19 protein-coding genes and 1 pseudogene are annotated in these 18408 nt (G+C 37.3%); 10 read left to right on the top strand and 10 right to left on the bottom strand.

Annotation, left to right across the window (positions count from 1 at the left end; translation table 11 throughout):
• Nucleotides 1–10: 10 nt before the first annotated feature.
• Nucleotides 11–1072, bottom strand: coding sequence for a D-alanine--D-alanine ligase (locus P3T75_RS02160; RefSeq protein ID WP_206903561.1), 1062 nt, complete (start codon nucleotides 1070–1072; stop codon nucleotides 11–13).
• Nucleotides 1073–1314: 242 nt separating this feature from the next.
• On the opposite strand from P3T75_RS02160, the gene P3T75_RS02155 reads away from it, so the two are divergent.
• Nucleotides 1315–3036, top strand: coding sequence for an ABC1 kinase family protein (locus tag P3T75_RS02155; protein WP_230711252.1), 1722 nt, complete (start codon nucleotides 1315–1317; stop codon nucleotides 3034–3036).
• Nucleotides 3037–3107: 71 nt separating this feature from the next.
• Here the strand turns inward: P3T75_RS02155 and P3T75_RS02150 are convergent, their stop codons facing one another.
• The 3 genes from P3T75_RS02150 to P3T75_RS02140 form a co-directional block, all read right to left on the bottom strand.
• On the bottom strand, nucleotides 3108–3554 hold the full coding sequence (locus P3T75_RS02150; RefSeq protein ID WP_282462090.1) for a YaiI/YqxD family protein: 447 nt from the start codon (nucleotides 3552–3554) through the stop codon (nucleotides 3108–3110).
• A gap of 174 nt (nucleotides 3555–3728) precedes the next feature.
• Nucleotides 3729–4385: an ABC transporter ATP-binding protein gene (locus P3T75_RS02145; protein ID WP_206903558.1), complete on the bottom strand. Its 657-nt coding sequence runs from the start codon at nucleotides 4383–4385 to the stop codon at nucleotides 3729–3731.
• Between the two features lie 32 nt (nucleotides 4386–4417).
• Nucleotides 4418–5950, bottom strand: coding sequence for an ABC transporter permease (locus P3T75_RS02140; RefSeq protein ID WP_282462089.1), 1533 nt, complete (start codon nucleotides 5948–5950; stop codon nucleotides 4418–4420).
• Between the two features lie 154 nt (nucleotides 5951–6104).
• Here P3T75_RS02140 and P3T75_RS02135 point away from each other — a divergent pair, with 154 nt between their 5' ends.
• Both P3T75_RS02135 and P3T75_RS02130 read left to right on the top strand, forming a co-directional pair.
• A complete protein-coding gene (locus P3T75_RS02135) occupies nucleotides 6105–6776 on the top strand; it encodes a response regulator transcription factor (RefSeq protein ID WP_206903556.1) in 672 nt (223 codons plus the stop codon).
• A gap of 9 nt (nucleotides 6777–6785) precedes the next feature.
• Nucleotides 6786–8090: a sensor histidine kinase gene (locus P3T75_RS02130; RefSeq protein WP_282462088.1), complete on the top strand. Its 1305-nt coding sequence runs from the start codon at nucleotides 6786–6788 to the stop codon at nucleotides 8088–8090.
• Between the two features lie 113 nt (nucleotides 8091–8203).
• On the opposite strand, the gene P3T75_RS02125 is transcribed toward P3T75_RS02130, so the two are convergent.
• The 4 genes from P3T75_RS02125 to P3T75_RS02110 form a co-directional block, all read right to left on the bottom strand.
• The gene (locus tag P3T75_RS02125) at nucleotides 8204–9160 is read right to left on the bottom strand and encodes a Gfo/Idh/MocA family protein (protein ID WP_282462087.1); all 957 of its coding nucleotides are present in this window, start codon (nucleotides 9158–9160) and stop codon (nucleotides 8204–8206) included.
• Between the two features lie 267 nt (nucleotides 9161–9427).
• Nucleotides 9428–9943, bottom strand: a complete 516-nt coding sequence (lacB, locus tag P3T75_RS02120; protein ID WP_282462086.1) for a galactose-6-phosphate isomerase subunit LacB — start codon at nucleotides 9941–9943, stop codon at nucleotides 9428–9430.
• A gap of 89 nt (nucleotides 9944–10032) precedes the next feature.
• Nucleotides 10033–10461, bottom strand: a complete 429-nt coding sequence (gene lacA / locus P3T75_RS02115; protein ID WP_230711246.1) for a galactose-6-phosphate isomerase subunit LacA — start codon at nucleotides 10459–10461, stop codon at nucleotides 10033–10035.
• Nucleotides 10462–10492: 31 nt separating this feature from the next.
• Nucleotides 10493–11290, bottom strand: coding sequence for a DeoR/GlpR family DNA-binding transcription regulator (locus P3T75_RS02110; RefSeq protein WP_282462085.1), 798 nt, complete (start codon nucleotides 11288–11290; stop codon nucleotides 10493–10495).
• A 178-nt stretch (nucleotides 11291–11468) separates the two neighbouring features.
• Here P3T75_RS02110 and P3T75_RS02105 point away from each other — a divergent pair, with 178 nt between their 5' ends.
• The 4 genes and pseudogenes from P3T75_RS02105 (at nucleotide 11469) to P3T75_RS02090 (ending at nucleotide 14068) form a co-directional block, all read left to right on the top strand.
• The gene (locus P3T75_RS02105; protein WP_206903550.1) at nucleotides 11469–11960 is read left to right on the top strand and encodes a PTS sugar transporter subunit IIA; all 492 of its coding nucleotides are present in this window, start codon (nucleotides 11469–11471) and stop codon (nucleotides 11958–11960) included.
• Nucleotides 11961–11965: 5 nt separating this feature from the next.
• A pseudogene (locus tag P3T75_RS02100) lies at nucleotides 11966–12267 on the top strand (PTS sugar transporter subunit IIB).
• Nucleotides 12268–12299: 32 nt separating this feature from the next.
• Entirely contained in the window at nucleotides 12300–12602 is a 303-nt protein-coding gene (locus P3T75_RS02095; protein WP_206903548.1) for a PTS sugar transporter subunit IIB, read from the top strand.
• A 59-nt stretch (nucleotides 12603–12661) separates the two neighbouring features.
• Nucleotides 12662–14068 carry a PTS galactitol transporter subunit IIC gene (locus P3T75_RS02090; protein ID WP_206903547.1) on the top strand — a complete coding sequence of 469 codons (1407 nt, stop codon included), beginning with the start codon at nucleotides 12662–12664 and terminating at the stop codon, nucleotides 14066–14068.
• A 583-nt stretch (nucleotides 14069–14651) separates the two neighbouring features.
• Here the strand turns inward: P3T75_RS02090 and P3T75_RS02085 are convergent.
• Together P3T75_RS02085 and P3T75_RS02080 are read right to left on the bottom strand one after the other, a co-directional pair.
• Complete coding sequence (locus tag P3T75_RS02085; protein ID WP_173103702.1) at nucleotides 14652–14972, bottom strand: DUF960 domain-containing protein; 321 nt, start codon at nucleotides 14970–14972, stop codon at nucleotides 14652–14654.
• A 248-nt stretch (nucleotides 14973–15220) separates the two neighbouring features.
• Nucleotides 15221–15826, bottom strand: coding sequence for a 50S ribosomal protein L25/general stress protein Ctc (locus P3T75_RS02080; protein WP_282462084.1), 606 nt, complete (start codon nucleotides 15824–15826; stop codon nucleotides 15221–15223).
• Nucleotides 15827–16134: 308 nt separating this feature from the next.
• Between P3T75_RS02080 and P3T75_RS02075 the strand changes: the two genes are divergently transcribed.
• From P3T75_RS02075 to udk, 3 genes are read left to right on the top strand one after another with little or no spacing between them, the layout of a single operon-like run.
• On the top strand, nucleotides 16135–16857 hold the full coding sequence (locus tag P3T75_RS02075; RefSeq protein WP_282462083.1) for a 16S rRNA pseudouridine(516) synthase: 723 nt from the start codon (nucleotides 16135–16137) through the stop codon (nucleotides 16855–16857).
• A 15-nt stretch (nucleotides 16858–16872) separates the two neighbouring features.
• The gene (locus P3T75_RS02070) at nucleotides 16873–17577 is read left to right on the top strand and encodes a YjjG family noncanonical pyrimidine nucleotidase (protein ID WP_282462082.1); all 705 of its coding nucleotides are present in this window, start codon (nucleotides 16873–16875) and stop codon (nucleotides 17575–17577) included.
• A gap of 58 nt (nucleotides 17578–17635) precedes the next feature.
• Nucleotides 17636–18259, top strand: a complete 624-nt coding sequence (gene udk, locus P3T75_RS02065; RefSeq protein ID WP_206903543.1) for a uridine kinase — start codon at nucleotides 17636–17638, stop codon at nucleotides 18257–18259.
• Nucleotides 18260–18408: the final 149 nt, after the last annotated feature.

Raw genomic sequence — 18408 nt, 5'->3', positions numbered from 1 at the left:
CACCTTTTCTTTATTTCACGTCGGTTAAAAAGCTTTGCCGTTGTTTATAGCGTTTTAATGCTAGTTGAATCAACTCTTCGATCAAATCACCATATTTTAAGCCCATTTTTTCCCATAATGATGGATACATACTATATTGGGTAAAACCTGGCATCGTGTTTAGTTCATTTAAGAATAGTTCATTTTTATTGGTTAAGAAGAAGTCACAGCGAGACAATCCGCTACCACCTAACATAATATAGGCTTTTTTGGCGAACTCTTGCGCTTTTTCTTGCACATCTTCTGTCACTTCTGCTGGAATTTGCATTACGATTTGATTGTCGATATATTTAGAATTGTAATCGTAAAAAGCCACATCTTTTACAATTTCTCCGGCTAAAGTTGTCCGCACATCTTCATTGCCTAAAATTGCGACTTCAATTTCTCGTGCTTCAATCCCTTGTTCTACAATTGCGCGGGTATCGTATTTATAGGCTTCTTGCAAAGCATTTTGCAATTCTTCTCTGTTTTCAGCTTTTGAAATCCCTACAGATGAACCCATATTCGCTGGTTTAACAAACATTGGATATAACAAGGTGCCTTCACATTGTTCAAAAATTTGCTTTGGATTTTCTTTCCATAAGTTTTTCAAAACAGGAACATAAGGAACTTGCGGAATACCTGCAGCCTGCAAAATATATTTCGTCATGATTTTGTCCATGCCACAAGCACTAGTTAAAACCCCAGCCCCAATATAAGGCATATCAATCGTTTCTAAGAAACCTTGAATTGTTCCATCTTCGCCATTTGGCCCATGTAATAATGGAAAGACAACTGCATCATCTTCTTTGATGGTACTTGGTGAAATAATTTCACCTGTTGCATCTTTTGTATCCCAAGTTAAATTAAGAACTGATTCATTTTTTGGCTTTTCCGTCAGCAACGGTCCTTTGACCCACTTGCCATCTTTTGTGATGAAAACTAGTTGGACTTGATAGTAGTCGTAGTAGATAGCATTCAGCACTGAATAAGCTGAAAGAATTGAGACATCGTGCTCGGCACTGCGACCGCCATATAATAATACGATTTTCAAAAGTATTTCCTCCCGTGATCAACTCACATCTTTTTTATCTCTCACATTTTAGCACAAAAAAGCCTTTCGCGACATAATATTTCAAAAGTAGCTGTCAGCTATTTTTGAAGCCGAGTTGTAAAATGCTTTTTAAATACTGAGTAAAATGCTTTTTTAGTTGAATTATTTGTCACCAAAGCTTTTAAACAGTACCATAGAAGAAAAAGCACGCCACTTGTGAGCAAGACTTAGGAGGTGTCAAAATGAGTCAAGAAGTGTCTAAGAAAAAAAGACTCCAGATGATTGTCAAAATTTTCACCAAATATAAAGTTATTCAAAATTTCAGCCAACAAAAAAATCCAGACGCTGTTAGAACTGCGTTTGAAGAATTAGGGCCAACTTTTATCAAAATCGGACAAATGCTATCGGTGCGGACCGATTTACTTTCACCTGCCTATATCAAAGCCTTTAAGAGCTTGCAAGACAACGTCAAAAGCGATGACTTCAGCGAAGTAAAAGCACTGTTGGAGTCTGAATGGGAACTTGCTATCTCTGATATTTTCACTGAATTTGAAGAGCAAGCTTTTGCTTCTGCTTCAATCGGGCAAGCCCATCGCGCAACTTTAAAAAGCGGTCAAAAAGTTGTCGTTAAAGTCCAGCACCCCGGTATTATTTCAGCCATCAATGTTGATTTAGCCTTATTTGAAAAGGCTATCCCTTTATTTGCCAAAATTCCTGAAACAAAAGTCATTGATTTACGCAGTGTTTTACGCGAAGTCAAAACTTCCCTTGATAATGAAACGGACTTTTTAAAAGAAAGTAAAAATGCTGCGCGTTTTTATAAAAACAACAACGATTGGCATGAAGTAAAAGTCCCACAAGTTTTTCCTGAGTACTGCACGAAAAAAGTCATCGTTTTAGAATTTATGTCCGGCAAAAGTCTGCGTTACTTGCTAGAAGCACCAAAAAATGAGATAGCCTACGAAAATGTTAGCAACCAAGCGTTAAAGAAAAAGATTGGCTTACTTTTAGTTGAATCCTTCATGAAGCAAGTTTTTGAAGATGGCTTTTTTCACGCCGACCCACATCCAGGAAATCTTTTTTTACAGCTGCTAAACCCCAATATTGAAAATTTAGCAACGGAAAGAGTCGGGCGGTTTGGACCTTTTGGATCTGAAGCAACTTGGAAAACAAAAACCCAACTTCCTCCATACCGAGTTGTCTATTTGGATTTTGGTATGATGGGCAATTTAGATGATAACTTGCGAGGTAAATTAACGGATACAGTGATTGCCCTTTACACCCAAGATACTGCTGCGGTGGCACAAGCTGTTTTGCGCTTGTGTCGTCAAGAAGGCCCTTTTGATGAGTATCGTTTTCACGATGAGCTCGAACAATTTTTAGTGGAATACTATCATCTTTCTTTAAAAGAAATCGATTTACAACAAGTGCTCAGTCAGGTAATCGGCATTTGTAACGCTAATAATTTACAAATGGACCAAGCTGTCACTATGCTAATAAAAGCCTTTGGCACCTTAGAAGGCGTGGTGGAAGAATTAGATCCTGAACTTTCGATGATGGAAGTTTTGCAAAATTTCGCGCAAAAATATTTTTTCAAACAATTTGATTTAAAAGAAGAAGCCAAAAGACAAGGCCTAAACCTCTTTAAAAATTTACGAAGTTTACCCAAACTACCTGAAAAAATTAGTAATGCGCTGGATACTGTCAGCAACGGTAAGAGTCGTGTCAACTTAGAAATTAACGACCAAAAACAAATTTTAGACCGCCTTGAAGCCATGGTCAATCGCATTGTAGTCGCTCTAGTTTTAGCAGCAGTTATTCTGAGTTCTTCACTGTTAGTCGTTTCAAGTCCTGACGCTCAGCCAAAATTTGTCGACAATTTAGGCTTATTCGGTTATATTGCGGCCTTTGTCACGATTTTATTATTGTCACTTAGCTATCTTTATCGCCGCTTTAAAAAATGATGAATTGCTATTCTTTCTAGTCAAAAATAGGATTACAACAGATACCTTCCCCCATCTGCTGTAATCCTATTTTATAACGTTTCTTGCAATAAACTTTCCATCTTTACGACAAATTCTTGGCGATCTTCTTTCGTGAAAGCTTTTGGTCCTTTTGTCTTTTGACCAGCTTTTCTTAATTTAGCCCCTAGATAGCGTTGTTCTAACAATTGATCAATTGTCGCAGCTAAATATTCTTTTCCGCTATGATGAAACACGCGGGCACCTTTTGGTAAGACTAGAGAAGCTAAGCCAAAGTCTTGCGTAATCACCCAGTCATCTGCGTTTATTTCTTTGACAATCCGATAATCTGCACTGTCAGCTCCTTTGTCCACATAAATGAACCGGACAAAATTTGGATACGTTTCAGTTGTATAGTGATCAACACTGGTCACAATGAGTACTGGCACCCGATATTTTTCCGCCAGTCCAATTACTTCTTTTTTTACTGGCGAACCGTCGCCATCCACTACAAAACGCATTTTCATTCCCCTTTTTTCATACTACGTTAGTTTTAGTATGAAGCACAACACGCGTTTTAGCAAATAAGAAAAGCATTTGGCGCCGTGTTTTTCTTTACGCAATAATGAAGAGTGAAAAATATTTTAAAAAGCATTTTTTTGTTGCCCATCTTAATAAAACTTGGCGATAATGATTTAAATAAGCTGAAATACTTTATTTTTCAACTCGTAAACGGCATCACAACTAGCGGCTACTTCCTGCTCATGTGTGACTAAAATAATACATTTATTTTGTTCATGGGCAATTTTTTCAAACAATGCGACGATTTCTTTTGACGTTGTTTCATCTAAATTGCCAGTGGGCTCATCGGCAACGATCAGTTCATGGTCACAACATAGCGCGCGAACAATCGCAACACGCTGTTGTTGCCCCCCTGAAAGCTGGGTTACTTTTTTAGCCGCCAAATCACTAGTAATCCCGACTTGCGCCAAATTGGCTAAGGCATAGGCCTTGGGATCACTTTGTTGTGTTTTTGCAATTGCCATAGCTGTCAAAACATTATCCAAAGCTGACATATAGGGCAATAAATTATAAGCCTGAAAAACAATTGAGACATCTTTGCGACGATATTCCTGCAAGCCAATTTCTTTTAAAGACTGTCCTTTATACAAAATAGCTCCTGCTTTTGGTGTATCAAGACCTGTCAAAAGCGAAAGAAAAGTCGTTTTTCCAGAACCACTACTTCCTAAAATTCCATAGAGCTTTCCTGACTCAAAACTCAGATTTACATTTTCAAACAAAGGGCCATCTGGTTCATACCAATAGCCCAAATTTTCTGTTGTTAGTGTCATTGGTTATTCCTCCTTCAATTTTTAAACTAGATTTACGAAACTAAAATCTTTTTAGGATTTAGGCGTAAAATGCCGACACTGGCTAATAAAATGGCCAACAGACTGATTGCTAAGCCCATAGCTGCTAAACTTGCAATTTCAGTTGGAGAAACACTGATTTTCAATTCTTTAACCTCTTCACTAGTTTGCATCACACTACCAAAACCACCGCCTCTAGCGCCAAATTCGCCCAGTTTACCACCAGCTGGTCCACCATTTTGCTCAGAGGGTGGATTGCCTTGATCATTTGTTCTTGATGCTTGATTATTTGTGACAGTTGTTTGATTTTGCTGTTGCAACAATTGATTTCCAACTGCATTACCAACTAAATTCCCACTAAATGTTGCAATCACCAAAGCAAAGATCATGCAGACAAAAATTTCACTAAAGAATTGCAAAATCACTTTAAAGCGCGATTCTCCTAAAGATAGTAAAACACCAATTTCATAACGTCGTTCGCGTATCGTTAACATAACAATTAAAGTTAGAATAATGACACCTGCCACAACTACTAGCACTATTATATTTTTTGCAAAATCTGAAACATTGTTCAAAGGTTGTAGCATTTGTTGATACATTTGGTCGTTTGTTTGTAAGCTATAGGTATCTGTATCGATCAATTGATTCGCTTTTTTGACAAATTTCGTCATTTCTTTAGGGTCAGCCAAATTGTAAACGGCCGAATCGATTGTATCTGCACTAGTGCTGCCTTTTAAACTATTGGCTAAAGTATAAGAAGAAAAAATCGTATTGGCAGGATTCATAAAATTAAAACGCATCCCCATACTCGTACCACTATCACTGGTTTCATAAATACCTTTTACTTTGACAGTTACATCTTTATCTTCACTATTTTTAATTTTAAAGGTATCCCCAACAGTTAAATCATTGGCACTAGCTAAGGAAGATTCAATTAAGACATTGTTACTGCCTTCATCTTTTTCAGACAATGCAGTACCTGACGTAATTTTGGCAGTACCTGCTGCAAATGTACTGTAAGAATCACTCGCCAAAACACCTGTAATTTGAAAGTCTCCTTGATCCATCTGCCCCATGTTTGCCGGCATTTGTCCACCGGGATTTTTCATATTTTCATTTTCTGAATTTTGCGTACTACTTGTATTCTCTGCTTGATCAGCTTCACTTGAAATTGGCGTAATCCCCGTACTTTTAGCCGCTGAGGTGCTAACTTCAAAAGAATAAGATTTCACCTGTGAAAGGGCGGCAATCTTTTTTGCATCCGCTAAATTTACTGGTGTCAAATTAAAGCTGGCTGGGTCAGGACGAGTTGACGTCTCGCTACTCTCATCTTCTTCACTTTTTTGAAACATCGCCGCGCGATTAGTGGTGAGTGTGACTGTTGCACCAATACTTTTTTTGGCGTTTTCACTGGCAACTTCAGCTGCACTTTTAATTGTTAACCCAGCTAAAACAAAAATCAAAATTGCTGAAAAAACGGCGATTAATAACACACTTCGCCCCTTTTTAGCCCAAAGACTTTGGTAAGCTCGTTTAAAAAAATTCATTTCAAATCCTCCTGTTGTTTTTATTTGCTTTTTCAGCCTATTTTTATCAGCTTAAAATCAGCTTAAACCACTAAAAAAACTATTTTTAATAGCAAAGAGAAAGTTTAAGTTTCATTTAGGAGGAGCATGGTAAAATGAAGCTGAGGTGAAGTGTATGTTGAAGTTACTTATAGTCGAAGATGAACACACATTATCAGATAATATCAAAGAAATTATTCAACCCTTAGGTGAAGTAACACAAGCTTTTGATGGGGAGATTGGCTTATTTGAAGCCCAAAGTAATATTTACGATTTAATTTTATTAGACTTAATGTTGCCAGAAATTAACGGTTACGAATTATTGGCGCAATTGCGCCGTCAAAACATTCAAACGCCCGTTTTGATTTTAACGGCAAAAGACGGCATTGATGATAAAGTTACCGGCTTTCAAAAAGGAGCAGATGATTATTTGACAAAGCCTTTTTACCGCGAAGAATTATTGTTACGGGTAAAAGCATTACTTAAGCGCTCCCTTGGCTTGTACGAAGAAAATCTACTGCATTATGGGCCCATTACCTGCAATTTACAAAGTAACCAAGTTATTTTTAAAGACGAAACTTTAGCCATTCAAGGCAAGGAATTCGAGCTGCTCGTTTATTTCATTCAAAATAAAGGCGTCATTTTAACTAAAGAACAGATTTTCGACCGCATTTGGGGCTTTGATTCCGACACGACATTAACAGTTGTGGAAGTTTATATGAGCCATTTACGCAAACATCTTAAAAAAACCGGCGTAGCCGATGATTTCAAGACGTTGCGCAATGTCGGTTACCTGCTGCAGGAATAGGAGTAAATTATGAATAAAGAGCTATCCAAAAAGCAACGCCGGCAATTTTTTTTATTAAATGCTGGCGCATTTGCCCTTATTTTCTTGTTATTGGGTTTTATTGTTTTACAGTTATTGCAAAGTTCTGCTTATAAACAAACAGACGAATCTTTAAAAAATATCAGCCAAGATGAGCGCAGTGTCACCATGGAAATTACACGACTCAAAGAAGGCAATCCTTTTTTGATGCCAAAATCAGATTTTGCGCCAATGGAAAACCGGAGCAGTCGCTTTAATTCCCAAATGATCTTATGGAGTGCTGAGGGGAAAATTTTGAATCAAGCGGCGTTAGGTGGGCGCTTTGCTGAGCTGCAAGATTTAACTTTAACGCAAAATAAATTAGACAGTATCGAAAGGATTACTGTAAAAAACGGGCAGCAACAGCTACATTTCCGTTCAATTACGCGAAAATTAGCAACGCCAAAAGAAAATGTGGCCTATGTACAATTGTTGGAAAATACCGATCAAATCGACGAATCGCTGCAGACTTTCAAAACGGTATTGATTATGTGTATGATTTTATTTTGGCTGTTATCTTTAGCAGTCAGCTATTTTATTTCAAAGAAAAATATGGCGCCCATTCTGCTCGCCTGGCAAAAGCAGCAAGAATTCGTGGAAAATGCCTCCCACGAGTTACGGACACCATTAACAATTATTCAAAATAGTTTGCAAAAGTTGTTTACAACACCTAATCACACTATCTTAGAAGAGTCTAAACCTATTGCCCAAGCCCTCAACGAAACCAGACGCCTGAATTCTCTTACGACTGATTTACTAACTATTGCCAGAAGTGATGCAAACGAAACGACACTTACTTTAAATCAGCTAGCACCCCAGCCTTTTCTGGCACAATTAATAAAACCTTTCCAAGAGATTGCGCAATTAGATGGAAAAATTTTTGTATTAGAAAATTACGCCGCAACTCCAGTTACCGTTGATGAAAAAAGAATTCACCAACTTTTGGTTATTCTGTTAGATAATGCTTTAAAATATACAAAAACTGGCGATAAAATTACGGTGCTTTCTCAAATTACGCATGATGATTGGCTTTTGGAAGTCCGTAACACTGGCGCAACCATTCATGATGAAGACAAAAAACAAATTTTTGAACGCTTTTATCGCGAAGAACGTTCCCGCAACAAAAATAGCGGTGGTTTTGGTTTGGGACTTTCTATCGCTTGGCAAATTGTTAAAGATCACCACGGGAAAATTTCGGTGCATGATTTAAAACCAAAAGGTGTCATTTTTAGAGTTAAAATTCCCGATAAGCAATAAAAAGAAATACTCCAGTAGCGCACCTGTGTTTTACCATTGACTGCAAAATTATTTTCAAATACAAAAGACCAGGGGAAAATATATGGTGCAATTTTTCCCTTGGTCTTTTACTTTTATTGAGCTTGTAACCATTTTCGGTATTGATTTTCCACTAATGTTACAGTTTCAATGGTCAATTCCGGTGTCATAATTGGACTTGTTAACAAGCCTTTTTTCAAACATTCATTCACGTGATCGACTTCATAAGCAAATTCACTGGTAAAAGGGATTTGTAAATCTTCCCGTCCTTCTTTGGTAAAAATTGTAGCGACTTGCGTTTTCCAAAAGTTAGGAATTTCAATGCGACCTTGACTGCCATAAATTGTCATTCCATTATCTGTACCAAATTCAGTCGTAATAAAAATATTAGCTAAAATAGCTGTCCCAAATTTCAAACTCAAGTCGCTTTGCTTATCAGAACGACCCTTTGGCATGATCGCGTTGCCGGTCACCGCTTGATAGTTCTCCCCTGTAATGTAGTGCATATAATGAAGCGGATAACTGCCTGAACCATGCAACGTTCCCCCTCCTGCTTCAAGACTTGGAAACCATTTCACATGATCGATATTGGGATATGACGTTAGCGAGCGCATTAATTTAACTTCTCCAATTTTTCCAGCTTCGATTGCTTTTTTCACAGCTAAAGTAATCGGTAAAAAAACAGCTTTTTGCGCTTCCATCAAAAAGAGACCTTTTTTTGCAGCCAATTCAAACAATTCACTTGCTTCATTAGCAGATAAAGTAAAAGGCTTCTCCAATAATACTGGCTTTCCTGCTTCTAGGGCTTGCTTGGCGGTTTCGTAGTGTCCTTTATTATAAGTTGCAATATAGATAATATCGATTTCTTCATCAGAAAACAGTTCCTCATAGCTACCATAAGCTTTTTTAATCTGAAGCTTGGTTGCTACTTTTTGTGCCTTGGCTAATTCTCGTGAAGCAATCGCAGCTACATCGCCTTCTTTACTAGCACGAATTCCTGCCACAAAGCGAGGTACAATTGATGCGGTACTGACAATTCCATATGAAATCATGATAAATTCTCCTTTTTCTTGAAATTTGGCTTATTCTCACAGCAAGTTCCTTCAAAAGGTTAGCCAGCTCAGAAAAGCTGAAGGAATCGCACATTTTTGAGCCATTGATACGCTGCTGCAAAGCGAGGTATTCCTGTGAGGATGATATATTTTTGATAGCAAAAAAGCCAACAGTTGATTATCAACTGCTGGCTTACTCACAACTGTACTTAAAATTTAACAGAAACAACTTGAATTTACAAAAATCTCAGCTTTTATGAGCCAAAATTAGTCGTGATATTCGCCACGATCCCATTTTGCTAAAAATTCATCGAAGTAATGCGCATCTGCTTGTTCTGGTTTTGGTCCTTCAACGGCATTAATTTTTTCAATTAACAATTTGTTTTCTGGTGTTTCTTTGTATTCTGCTTTAATGAAAGCTTCAATAATATCATTGATTAAAAATTCACCAGTAATTTTTCCACCAAAACCAATTACATTGGCATTTAATTGTTCTTTTGAATAAATGGCAGTCGTCATGTCCCGCACTAAGGCAGCACGTACACCGGGCACTTTATTGACAGAGTTTGTGATCCCAACGCCGGTACCACAAATCGTCACACCAAGGTCTGCAGCCCCGCTTGCTACTGCTTCTCCGACGCGTTTACCGTAAATTGGATAATGGGTCCGGGTAAAATCATACGTGCCACAATCTATTACTTCATAACCTTTACTTTTCAAAAAATCAGAAACTGCGATTTTTGTATCTGTGACAATGTGGTCACAACCAATGGCAATTTTCATTATTCATTCTTCCTCTCATCTTTAAACTAATTTCATCATTTGTAATTCAAAAGCTTACTTCTTACAGGCAGTTGACAAAACAAAAATCTCTACGCCATTTTATTTAACATATCCACGCGAATTTGATGACGGCCACCGTCATAGTGAGCAGATAAAAATTCTTTGACAATATTTTTTGCCAACTCTTCACCGACAATTTCAGAACCAATCGTAATCATACGGGCATTGTTGTGTTCTCTAGTCATGTATGCAGAACGTTCATCAGAGACTTCTGCAGCGACCATGCCTTTAACTTTTGTGGCTACCATAAAACTCCCCGCACCGTAACCATCAAAAGCAATTCCCATTGAGCCTTCGTTTTCTTTAATATCATTTGCGATAGCTAAAGTTGAATCAACGAAATCTGCGGCTGGTGTTTCTGTTTTATCCACGACTTCAAAACCTTCGCCAACTAAATACTCTTTGATAATATCCTTCAATTTCTTTGCCTGTGCATCTGAACCAAGTACGACACGCATTTGTATTCCTCCTCTAATTTCGCTATATTTTCTAACTATAGATAGTGGTATATTGTTGATATTTATTTTTGACAGCTTCTTCAATACTTTTATCGGTGAATAATGCATCAATATCTCGTAAATTGAAAAAGTTATAAAAATCACTTTGGTTAAATTTATGTGCATCGGCAACCAAGTAACGCTTCTTTGCCTGATTTAAAACCAGTTGTTGAAACTTGCCTTCTTCGATGCTGAAAGTAGATACATATTCTTCCCTTACGCCATTGACTCCAACAAACGCTTTTTCAATACTTAACTTTTGAATTGTTTCATTGGCGATTGATCCCACAAAAGCGCCAGTTTTTTGCCGATAAGACCCGCCAACCAAATATAAATCCAACTGTTCATTTTCTTGTAATAAGTTAAAGACTGGCAAACTATTCGTAACAACCCGCAAATCATGTTTCATTAAATATTTTGTCATTAATTCAATTGTTGTCCCTGAACCTAAAAAAATCGTATCTCCTGAATCAATAAATTGAACAGCCTGTTTGGCAATATAATTTTTTTCTTCTATACTAATGCGTTTTTTCTCTAAATGGGAAAGTTCCAAATCGTCTAATGGCACTATTGCAGCATTTTCAATCACCGTACTTTTCCCAGCGGCAAATGTTTTACTTTGCGCACCACCGTGAACGCGAATGATTTTATCTTGCTGCGCCAATTCTTCCAAATCACGCCGAATCGTCATATCCGATACTTGGAGATTTTTACGCACAAATTGTACTGTAATCACACCATATTGCTCACAAAGATTTAAAATGGAGCGTTGTCGTTCACTTTTAAGCATATGCACCCTCCTTTCATCCTCATATTAAAACAGAACAAAACATTTTTCAACAATAAAACGCGAATTAGTGTTTATTTTATTTTGATTTCTAGTTGACAAGCGTTTGAAAGCGATTATAATATGAGTGTAAGCAAGGTTTAAACACACTATTAAACAAAAGCGAACAGGAGGAATTATAGTGAGTACAGGAAAAGAATTCTTTGCCCCTGACACGGTTTATGTATCTGATAAAACCACGCAAGAAGAAGTCTTCAACGAAGTTTACCAAGATTTATTAAAGAAGGATTTGGTAACAGATGATTTCATCGTAAATTTGATTGAACGTGAGTTAAATTATCCAACAGGTTTAGATATGACCCCTGTTGATTCACAGTTACCTAATATTGCGATACCTCATACTGAAAGCGAATTCGTTAAAACAACGCGAATTGTGCCAATCAAAATTAATCAAGCAATCACATTTCACAATATGATCAATCCAGATGAAGAATTACAAGTTTCTTTTCTATTTATGATTTTGAATGAAGATGGTGAAGCGCAGGCCGGTTTATTGGCAGATATCATGGATTTTATTAATTCTACTGATCGCAAAAAAATGCTTGAATTCTTTACTTATGAAGATCCAAAACAAATTTACCAATTTTTAGTAGAAAATTTTAAAGGAGAGTAATCACTATGGTTAAAATTTTAGCAGCATGTGGCGCCGGAGTTAATTCCAGCCACCAAATTAAAAGCGCTTTAGAAAGTGAATTAGCAAAACGCGGGTATCAAGTAAGTTGTGATGCGGTCATGATTAAAGACATTAATGAAGAAATGTTGTCTCACTACGATATCTTTGCTCAAATTGCCAACACGATTTAGGGTTTCCTGTTAATATTCCTGTCGTTGATGCTGGCGCGATTCTTTACCGCATTCCGGCAATGGCTGAACCGGTTTACGCGCAAATGGAAGCAGCTATTAAACAAGTACAAAAATAATACTATCGCAATTAAGAAAGGATGAAATTGAAATGGTCAAAATTCTAGCAGCATGTGGCGCCGGAGTTAATTCCAGCCACCAAATTAAAAGCGCTTTAGAAAGCGAATTAGCAAAACGTGGGTATCAAGTAAGTTGTGATGCGGTCATGATTAAAGACATTAATGAAGAAATGTTGTCTCACTACGATATCTTTGCTCAAATTGCCAACACAGATTTAGGGTTTCCTGTTAATATTCCTGTTGTCGATGCTGGCGCAATCCTTTATCGCATTCCTGCAATGGCTGAACCGGTTTACACGCAAATGGAAGCAGCTATTAAACAAGTGCAAAAATAAATAAGTAGCAAACGGAGTTCTTTTTCTCCGTTTGCACTATCTAAAGAGGAGAAGAAAATATGAGTACAGTTATTGATTTAGCCAACAAGGTCTTTCAACCCTTAATCAATTTAGGGGCAGCGCCATTAATGACAATTGTTTTAACGTTAATCGCACTATTATTCAAAGTAAAATTCACCAAAGCATTAGAAGGTGGGCTTAAATTAGGGATTGCATTAACCGGTATCGGAGCTATTATTAATATTTTATCGACATCATTTGCTGATGCCATGCAATCATTTGTTGAACGTACAGGTCTTTCATTAAATATCACTGACGTTGGTTGGGCTCCTCTTGCTACTATTACTTGGGGCTCCCCTTACACACTTTATTTCTTATTGATTATGGTAATTGTCAATATTGTAATGTTAGTTTTAAATCGTACCAATACATTAGATGTTGATATCTTTGATATTTGGCATTTATCTATCGTTGGCTTATTTGCAATCTTTTGTGGTGCCAACTTGTTTATCGCAACAGCATTGGTTATTTTCATCGGCGTATTGAAAATCATCAACTCTGACTTGATGAAACCAACTTTTAACGATTTATTAAACGCACCTGATGCTAACCCAATGACAACCACCCACATGAACTATATGATGAATCCAATTATTATGGTTTTTGATAAAATTTTTGACAAAGTTTTCCCTTGGTTAGATAAATACGATTTTGATGCTGCTAAATTGAACAGTAAAATCGGTTTTTGGGGTTCTAAATTTGCAATTGGTATTTATTTAGGTATCTTCGTGGGAATGTTAGCTGGACAAACACCAACACAAATCTTCGCTTTAGCATTTACAGCCGCAACCTGTTTGGAGTTATTCTCAATGATTGGTGCTTGGTTTATCGCAGCTGTTGAACCTCTATCACAAGGTATTACTGATTTTGCCAGCAACAAATTAAAAGGTCGCACATTAAACATTGGTTTAGACTGGCCGTTCATCGCAGGCCGTGCCGAAATTTGGGCTGCCGCGAACGTTTTAGCACCAATTATGTTATTAGAAGCTATGATCTTACCTGGTAATAAATTATTGCCACTTGGTGGTATCATTGCAATGGGTGTTACACCAGCATTGTTAGTTGTAACACGTGGGAAATTAATCCGCATGATCGTTATTGGTGCAATCGAATTACCTGTCTTCTTATGGTCTGGTACATTAATGGCACCATTTATTACAGAAACAGCTAAAAAAGTTGGCGCATTCCCTAAAGGTTTAAATGCAGATGCTTTGATTTCTCATACAACGATGGAAGGCCCAGTTGAAAAATTCTTGGCTTACCTAGTCGGAAACGCTTCTCAAGGTGAAATCACCTTTGTCTTATACGCAGCTTTAGCCTTAGTCGCTTACTTATTAATCTTTGTCTGGTATGCACGAGAAATGAAAAAACGTAACGCTATCTACGCTGCCGAAAAAGCAAAATAATCAAACGCATTAACTATTCATTTATTACTGGCATAATAAATGTAAAGGCGGAAAGAAAAAGTTCTCGTAACTTTTTCTTTCCGCCTTTTTTATAAGAACTTTTTATTTTGCCTCGTGTTAAACGGTAAAACAAAGAACAGTCGCTGCGACAATAAGCTGAACTTTCCTAAAAATTTAAAAAAATTTTTGAAAACTCCTGCTTATTGCTTGTGACAAAACGCTTTTATTTTGCCTCTTAATTGTAAAACAAAAAAGTAGCTTTGAGAGAAAATTCTCAAAGCTACTTTTTCCAGTACCAAAATTGGTAGAAGCTTGGTCGTCCACTACCTCACTTCCAACACCCTGCAAATCCGGCAGTGAAGTTTCCTTCTGGTGTTGCTGTTTGACTCGACCAAACAAGTTGGTCTTATCGACTCATCGCATGTTCACTACTCTAACCGTAAAATTCTCCCTTGTCAATCATTTCTTATTAGCCCTCGCATTATCCCAGGAGCAAACGATCTTTAAACACACTAGCTATCTCAGGTAAAAAACCCTTGATCGTAAAAAAAACTCTCACCTTTCAAGGTGAGAGTAAATATCTCTAACGATTTGTTTCACTTGGCAACAAGATTGTTTGTTGTTTTCCATCGTCATAAGCATAAACTTCTTGGGGCAATTCATAAGAAAATGGGAAAGGTAAGTCTATATCCATTTCAACTTCACTATTTTCTTGCGAAAAATGCATGGTCACTTTGCCATCATGATTTAGTAATTCAAAAGCGATTAAATTATTTAAAGGTACTACTCCTTTTAAATCAAGGTCGATAATGAACCAAATGCTGTCAATTAATTCTCCTGGCATGCTAGAAACAACGCCAACAGAAGCAAAGCGGCTACGTTTTTTATCAAATACTTCAAACAAATTCAAAACCTCCTAAGGCAGTGTTTACTACGATTCATTTTTTTAGAAATGGTTTTTTTACCATCTTAATTCGTAGGTTAAACATCAGTATCGATTCTATGTCTATCATACTTTAAATAAGTAAGAATGCAAAAAAATTGCACTTATAAAGGTAATTTGTAAAAGCTTTGTTTAAATTGGAAAAGTTGCTGTAATTTTACTTTACAAAGAAAAAAAGCACCGCAAAAAAGCGGCGCTTTAAGTCAAATTTATTCAGCTTCAGCAGGTGCTTCTGGTGCTGGTGCTTCTTCTGTTTCTTCTTCAGCGGCTTGCGCTTCACTTACAGCTACGATTTGTTCTTCTGGATCAGTTACAATCGTGAAGTCAGCATCTTTTGGCAAGTCGGCAACTGATAAGGCATCCCCAATTTCAAGAGCCGTAACATCTACTTCAATGCGTTCTGGTAATTTGTCTGGTGTTGCTGAAACAACGACATTGTATAATGTTTGTGTCAACACACCGCCGGCTTTCACGCCTGCTGCTTCGCCGACAAGCAATACTTCGGCTTCAACTTCTGTTTCTTCTGTCATATTTACTGACAAGAATTCAACGTGTGTCAATTTTTTAGTAAAAGTATCTGATTGTGTGCCGCGGACTAATGTGTTCACGTTTTTACCATCAATGCTTAATACGATAACAGCATTGGCACCGTGTTCACGATAGATTTTTTCAAGAGCTGCCGCATCAACTGCAATTGGTGTACTTTCAATTTGGTAACCATTTACAACTGCTGGTACTTTACCTTCGTGACGCAATTTATTGCGTAGGGAACGGGGACGGATTGCTCTTTTTTCTACATTTAATTTTACTGCCATAACTAAATTCCTCCTAAATTTTGGCCGCAATTGCGGTAATCTTTAAAAGCAAATTTGTTACTCAGCACATCAGTGTGGTGCGTATAAAAATACGCAAAAGGACAGTCGTATGCACAACTGTCCTGTCAAAGTCGGTTAAAACTTTCTCCACCAGGTCGTAACGCTGTGTGTATGAGAAACTTTATTTACTTTACTATTTAACCTTAGGCCTTATTTAAATTTAAGTCAAGGAAAGTGCTGTTTTGCTGTAAATCCCTCTTTTTTTCGCTATAATAGACAAGACTTTGCTATTGAATAAAGGAGTAAATATGCGCTTAGACAAATTAATTGAAGAGGCACTACATACCAGCCGCAAAGAAATGAAACGACTTTTTTTAAGTGGACAGGTAACAATTGACGGCACAAAAGAACGCCACCAAAATCGTAACGTCGATAGTCAAATTCATAAAATCATGGTCGGCAATCAACGGCTTTTTACCGACGAAGTCTATTATTTATTAGATAAACCAGCTGGCGTGGTAACTGCTAACTCTGATCTAAACCATCAAACTGTTTTTGATTGTTTAAAAAAAGTTGACAGGTATCCCGATTTATACGCTGTTGGTCGCCTAGATCGCGATACTTCTGGTTTTTTACTTTTAACAAACAACGGGCCACTCGGTTATGATTTATTGCACCCTGAAAAAAAAGTAGCCAAAGTTTATGAAGCTTGCATTAATGAAATCGTAACCGAAACTGATATCACTAAATTTCGAGATGGGATTATCTTTTTGGATGGTACACAGTGCAAACCCGCCAATTTAGAAATACTCCAAATAGATACGAAAAATCAGCGCAGCTATATCCGTCTAACCATCTGGGAAGGTAAATTTCATCAAGTCAAGAAAATGTTTTTAGCTTGTGGAAAAAAAGTACTAACTTTACGCCGACTTGCTATGGGACCTTTATATTTACCTGAAAACTCGCAGCCCGGAGATTATTTTCCCTTAACAAAAGCGCAATTAACCTTATTAAAACCTTATTTTAGATAGAAAGAAGCGAATAAAATGAATTATTCTACCCTGTTATTTGATTTAGATGATACTTTACTGGACTTTAAAGCAACCGAAGACCAAGCCTTACAAAAGCTCTTTGCTCAGCTGAATATGACCCTAACACCAGAAATTGAAAAATATTACAAGACGATGAATCACAAATTGTGGGCTGATTATGAACAAGGTAAGTTAAGTCGCCAAGAAGTGACCAACGGCCGGTTTCAAAAATTATTTGCAACTTTAGGCAAAGATGTCGATGGTCCCGCGCTTGATCAAAATTATCGCCACTATTTAACCCAAGGACACCAATTATTAGGCAATGGCCGCCGCATTATCGCCGATTTGGCGAATAAAGCCGATTTATATGTCGTAACAAACGGCGTTTCTGAAACGCAATACAAGCGCTTAGAAGACGCAAAATTACTTCCTTATTTTAAAGATATCTTTGTTTCAGAAGATACCGGCTACCAAAAACCAATGTCAGAATATTTTGACTACGTGGCCCGCCGTATTCCCCACTTTGTTGCCCAAAAGGCTTTGGTGATTGGGGACTCTTTAACCTCTGATATTAAGGGAGCTAACAATGCTGGTTTAGACAGTGTCTGGTTAAATCCTGAAGCAAAACAATTATTACCAGATGTCAAACCAACCTATGAAGTCAAAGTATTAGATCAACTCTATCCTATTTTAGGCGCGTCATTTAACGAAAAAGCATAGCATTTTCTGAAAAAATCTATATAATAGACCTAGTACAAAAAATGAAAGAGGTTTTCTCATGACAAAGAACAAGCCCATCATTATTGGTGTGACTGGTGGCTCTGGTAGTGGTAAAACAAGTGTCAGCCGGGCAATTTTCAATAATTTTCCCGACCACTCCATCATGATGCTGGAACAAGATTCTTACTACAAAGATCAAAGTAATTTAAGCTTTGAAGAACGCCTGAATACAAACTACGATCATCCTTTTGCTTTTGATACTGATCTTTTGATTGAACATATCAAAAAATTGATGTGTTATGAAGCAATTGAAAAACCCGTTTATGACTATGTGGCCCATACCCGCAGTAAAGCAACCATCGTGCAAGAACCAAAAGAAGTCATTATTTTAGAAGGAATTTTAATTTTAGAAGATGAACGTTTACGGGACTTGATGGATATTAAAATCTATGTGGATACTGATGATGATATTCGCATTATCCGCCGTATTAAACGGGATATGGAAGAACGAGGTCGTACGCTTGACTCGGTCATTGAACAATACTTATCAGTAGTAAAACCAATGTATCACCAATTTATTGAACCAACCAAGCGCTATGCAGATATCATCGTGCCAGAAGGTGGCGAAAATCACGTCGCTGTCGACTTAATTACAACGAAAGTGGCAAGTTATTTGTCATAAAAACTCCCGCTTGAGTTTAAGACGGCGCAGCTACACTCGCCTTAAACGATGCCGCTGTTATAGCTACTAACTTAGTATTACATCAAAAAAGCAGTGACAAAATTTTTGTCACTGCTTTTTTAGCGCCACCTTTTATTCGGGCCCTTTAC

It is taken from the genome of Enterococcus montenegrensis (assembly GCF_029983095.1).
GTDB lineage: Bacteria > Bacillota > Bacilli > Lactobacillales > Enterococcaceae > Enterococcus_C > Enterococcus_C montenegrensis.
Note: the sequence above shows the minus strand (reverse complement) of the source record. Positions and strands in the feature narration are given on the sequence as shown.

Coding starts and splice junctions, on each gene's coding strand:
- P3T75_RS02150 (WP_282462090.1), bottom strand. CDS start 3,554: ATGCGTTTTGTAGTGGATGGCGACGGTTCGCCAGTAAAAAAAGAAGTA.
- P3T75_RS02090 (WP_206903547.1), top strand. CDS start 12,662: ATGAGTACAGTTATTGATTTAGCCAACAAGGTCTTTCAACCCTTAATC.
- udk (WP_206903543.1), top strand. CDS start 17,636: ATGACAAAGAACAAGCCCATCATTATTGGTGTGACTGGTGGCTCTGGT.
- P3T75_RS02125 (WP_282462087.1), bottom strand. CDS start 9,160: ATGATTTCATATGGAATTGTCAGTACCGCATCAATTGTACCTCGCTTT.
- P3T75_RS02070 (WP_282462082.1), top strand. CDS start 16,873: ATGAATTATTCTACCCTGTTATTTGATTTAGATGATACTTTACTGGAC.
- P3T75_RS02080 (WP_282462084.1), bottom strand. CDS start 15,826: ATGGCAGTAAAATTAAATGTAGAAAAAAGAGCAATCCGTCCCCGTTCC.
- P3T75_RS02095 (WP_206903548.1), top strand. CDS start 12,300: ATGGTCAAAATTCTAGCAGCATGTGGCGCCGGAGTTAATTCCAGCCAC.
- P3T75_RS02075 (WP_282462083.1), top strand. CDS start 16,135: ATGCGCTTAGACAAATTAATTGAAGAGGCACTACATACCAGCCGCAAA.
- P3T75_RS02135 (WP_206903556.1), top strand. CDS start 6,105: ATGTTGAAGTTACTTATAGTCGAAGATGAACACACATTATCAGATAAT.
- lacB (WP_282462086.1), bottom strand. CDS start 9,943: ATGAAAATTGCCATTGGTTGTGACCACATTGTCACAGATACAAAAATC.
- P3T75_RS02110 (WP_282462085.1), bottom strand. CDS start 11,290: ATGCTTAAAAGTGAACGACAACGCTCCATTTTAAATCTTTGTGAGCAA.
- P3T75_RS02145 (WP_206903558.1), bottom strand. CDS start 4,385: ATGACACTAACAACAGAAAATTTGGGCTATTGGTATGAACCAGATGGC.
- P3T75_RS02130 (WP_282462088.1), top strand. CDS start 6,786: ATGAATAAAGAGCTATCCAAAAAGCAACGCCGGCAATTTTTTTTATTA.
- lacA (WP_230711246.1), bottom strand. CDS start 10,461: ATGCGTGTCGTACTTGGTTCAGATGCACAGGCAAAGAAATTGAAGGAT.
- P3T75_RS02140 (WP_282462089.1), bottom strand. CDS start 5,950: ATGAATTTTTTTAAACGAGCTTACCAAAGTCTTTGGGCTAAAAAGGGG.
- P3T75_RS02155 (WP_230711252.1), top strand. CDS start 1,315: ATGAGTCAAGAAGTGTCTAAGAAAAAAAGACTCCAGATGATTGTCAAA.